This is a genomic window from Streptomyces sp. NPDC102437, from assembly GCF_044765565.1.
In the GTDB taxonomy this organism is placed as follows: domain Bacteria; phylum Actinomycetota; class Actinomycetes; order Streptomycetales; family Streptomycetaceae; genus Streptomyces.
The window spans coordinates 1-3,763 of the sequence record NZ_JBIWKI010000120.1 but is presented as its reverse complement, the minus strand read 5'-3'; the positions used below and the strand labels follow the sequence as shown (position 1 = coordinate 3,763).

Here is a 3,763-nt window from a genome sequence, read left to right as displayed (position 1 = left end):
GCCTCCCCGTCAACTGGCACACCCTCTACACCCACACCACCCCACACCACACCCCCCTCCCCACCTACGCCTTCCAACGCACCCGCCACTGGATCGAGACGCCTCCTTCGGCCGACTTCGACATGGCCGCGGCCGGGCAGAACACCCTTGAGCATCCGTTCCTTGCTTCCTCGCTCGTCCTCGCCGAGGGCAAAGCGGACGGCGGCGAGCAAGAACTGCTCCTCACCGGACGGATTTCGTTCAGCACGCACCCGTGGCTCGCCGATCACATCGTGAACGGAGTTCCACTGCTTCCAGGCACAGTGTTCCTGGAGATAGCAGTGCGTGCCGGTGATGAAGCCGGATTCGACACCGTCGAGGATCTCACCCTCCAAGCACCCCTCTCTCTGCCTGATGACGGAGGAGTCCAGCTCCAGGTCCGCGTTGCGCCGCAGGACGATGCCGGACGCCGCACATTGAAGGTGTACGCACGCGCAGAGGACGCGCCCGACGACGTCACTTGGTCCCTGCACGCCACCGGTGTCCTCTCTCGTGTGCCCAGCAGTGCCAGCCCCGCTCCGCAAGCAGCGGGGCGGAACGACGAGTGGCCGCCCGCCGGCGCCACATCAGTGCCGCTCGACTCCGTGTACGAGGAACTCGCCGGTCACGGGTATGTCTATGGGCCTGCGTTCCAAGGACTGCGTGCTGCCTGGGAATTCGAGGACGACCTCCTCACGGAGGTCGCTCTGCCCGACCTGGAGCAGTTGGCAGGTGACGACTTCGCCTTGCACCCCGCTCTCCTGGACGCGGCGTCGCAGGCTGTACTTCTCTCGGCCCTGGCACGCGGCGAGGAGCCGTCGCTACTGCCGTTCTCGTGGCGCGACTTCACGGTGTACGCCACCGGGGCCGACCGCGTGCGCGTCTGGCTCAGCTGGCTGAGCCATGACCAGGCGAGGATCGAAATCACGACCACCAGCGGACTCCCCGTGGCCACAGCGGAGGGCCTCACGTTGCGCCCTGCGGATCTCTCGGCGCTCGCTGTGTTGCGTTCCGCGCATCAGGACGCCCTCTTCCACATCGACTGGCTCCCCGTCGCCACCCCTGTTACCTCACCGGACGCGGCTCACGACGCGGACCGTCCCATCGCTGCCGTGCGGGCAGGCGGAACGGCCAGCGAGTCGAGGGGATACCTTTCCGGGTACGAGGCCCTCAGCGCGTCCGGGCACCTGGACTTGCACGCGGATCTCGCGTCGCTGACATCACATCTGGACGAGGGGTCGGCCCCGGTGCCATCGCTCGTCTTCGCATTCCTTGAGGCGGAGTCCGGTGGCAGTCCTTCGATTTCCTCGGCTCACGCCGAGGCACGTCACACGCTGCAGCTCGTCCAGGAGTGGCTCGCCGAGGCCCGGCTGGAGAAATCCCGACTCGTTCTGGTCACTCACGGAGCCGTCCGCACCAGTTACGACGATCCGACACCTGACGGCAGCGCACTCTCCTGGGGTCTGGTGCGCTCCGCGCAGACCGAGACACCCGATCGGTTCGTGCTTGCAGACGTTGATGGCACGCCCGACTCGTATCGCGCTCTTCTTGACACCGCTCTCCAGGGGGAGGCTCAGTTCGCGATACGTGAGGGCTCGGTACTGGTCCCTCGACTGGCCCGTACAGCTCCCGCGACTCCGTCGGATTCGTCCCAAGACAGTGGTCGTGGCACGTTCTCCGCGGACGGCACAGTCCTGATCACCGGTGGTACCGGCACCCTCGGCCGCACGGTGGCCCGCCATCTGGTGGAACAGCACAACGTGCGCCACCTGATGCTCATCAGCAGGCACGGCCTCCAGGCACAAGGCAGTGAGGAGTTCCTCGCAGAGCTTCGAGCCAAGGGCGCTCACGCAGAGGTCATCGCCTGTGACGCCTCCGACCGTGACGAACTCCAGGCCCTCTTGGAGCACCTGCCGACCGACCGACCGTTGACTGCCGTTATGCATGCGGCGGGCGTGCTGGACGACGGAGTCATCAATTCCCTCACCCCGGAGCGACTTGAAACAGTCATGCGCCCGAAGGTCGACGCAGCCGTCCACCTGCATGAACTGACACGAGACATGGACCTCGACGCCTTCGTCTTGTTCTCATCCGCAGCGGGCGTACTCGGCTCGGCCGGGCAGGCAAACTACGCCGGCGCCAACGCCTTCCTCGACTCCCTGGCCCGTCACCGTCGACAGAACGGCGGGACGGCCGTATCCCTGGCCTGGGGACTGTGGGAGGAACGCAGTTCCCTGACAGGCGGCATGAGCACCACCGCCCTGCGGCGCCTCGCGAGGCTCGGGATCGGCGCGCTGCCCACCGAGGCGGCGCTCTCACTCTTTGACACCGCGTGTGCCGCAGCACGCTCGATGAGTCTCAACGAAGGACCAGCACAGGCCGAGTTGCTGCCGATGCGCCTCGACACCGCTGTGCTCACAGCGGGAACGGCGGCCGGAACATCTACCGTTCCTCCTCTGCTCCGCGGCTTGGTCAAGCCCCGTGTCCACCGTGGCACTGTGTCCAAGACAGAATCGGGAACCGAGCCGGCCGAGCGCGCTGCAGCCCATCCCCTCGCAGAGGTCCCTGCCGAGCAGCAGGAGAGCGTACTTCTCGGCCTGATCAGGGAAGGCGCCGCGGCGGTACTCGGCTTCGACTCCGCTGAGGCGGTACCCGCAACACGCGCGTTCAAGGACCTCGGCTTCGACTCGCTGGCGAGTGTCGAGCTGCGCAACCGTCTGAACTCGAAGACGGGGCTCCGCCTTCCTGCCACACTCGTCTTCGATCACCCGAACTCCGAGTCCCTTGCCCGGTACCTGCGCGGCGAGCTGTACGGGGCCGAAGCCGACGGCGCCGCTTTGGCCCAGGCGCAGTCAGCGAGCGGAGTCGTCGAGAACGACCCTGTCGTCATCGTGTCCATGAGCTGCCGCTTCCCTGGTGGAAGCGACTCGCCCGAAGCGCTGTGGCAGTTGATCGCAGGTTCCGGTGACACCGTGTCACACATGCCACGAAACCGCGGCTGGCACCTGGACGAGCTCTATGACCCCCACACTGGCCGCCCGGGAACGTTCAGTACTGCGGCAGGAAGCTTCTTGTACGACGCCGCGGAGTTCGATGCGGACTTCTTCGGGATCTCGCCGCGCGAGGCCCTGGCCATGGACCCCCAGCAGCGCCTCCTGCTCGAAGCCTCCTGGGAAGCGATCGAACGCGCGGGCATCGATCCCGCCGCCCTGCGCGGCAGCCGCACCGGTGTCTTCGCCGGCGTCATGTACCACGACTACGGTTCCCGTCTGATCAGCGTCCCAGAGGATGTCGAGGGCTATCTGATCAACGGGAGCGCGGGCAGTGTGGCTTCGGGTCGGGTGGCCTATTCCTTCGGTCTCGAGGGTCCGGCGGTGACGATCGATACGGCGTGCTCGTCGTCCCTGGTGGCCCTGCACATGGCCGCCCAGTCCCTGCGCAACGGCGAATGCACCATGGCCCTGGCCGGCGGCGTCACCGTCATGTCCACCCCCACCACCTTCATCGAATTCAGCCGGCAGCGCGGGCTGGCCGCTGACGGACGCTGCAAGGCCTTCTCCGCCGACGCCGACGGCACCGGCTGGGGCGAAGGCGTCGGCATCCTCCTGGTCGAACGCCTCTCCGACGCCCGCCGCAACGGACACCCGGTCCTGGCCGTGGTCCGCGGTTCCGCCGTCAACCAGGACGGCGCCTCCAACGGCCTGACCGCCCCCAACGGCCCCTCCCAACAACGCGTCATCCGCCA

Annotated in this window: 1 protein-coding gene; it reads left to right on the top strand. The window is 67.1% G+C overall.

Annotation, left to right across the window (positions count from 1 at the left end):
• On the top strand, nucleotides 1–3,763 hold a 3,763-nt coding region (locus ACIRJP_RS42035; RefSeq protein ID WP_404186443.1), incomplete at both ends, for an SDR family NAD(P)-dependent oxidoreductase.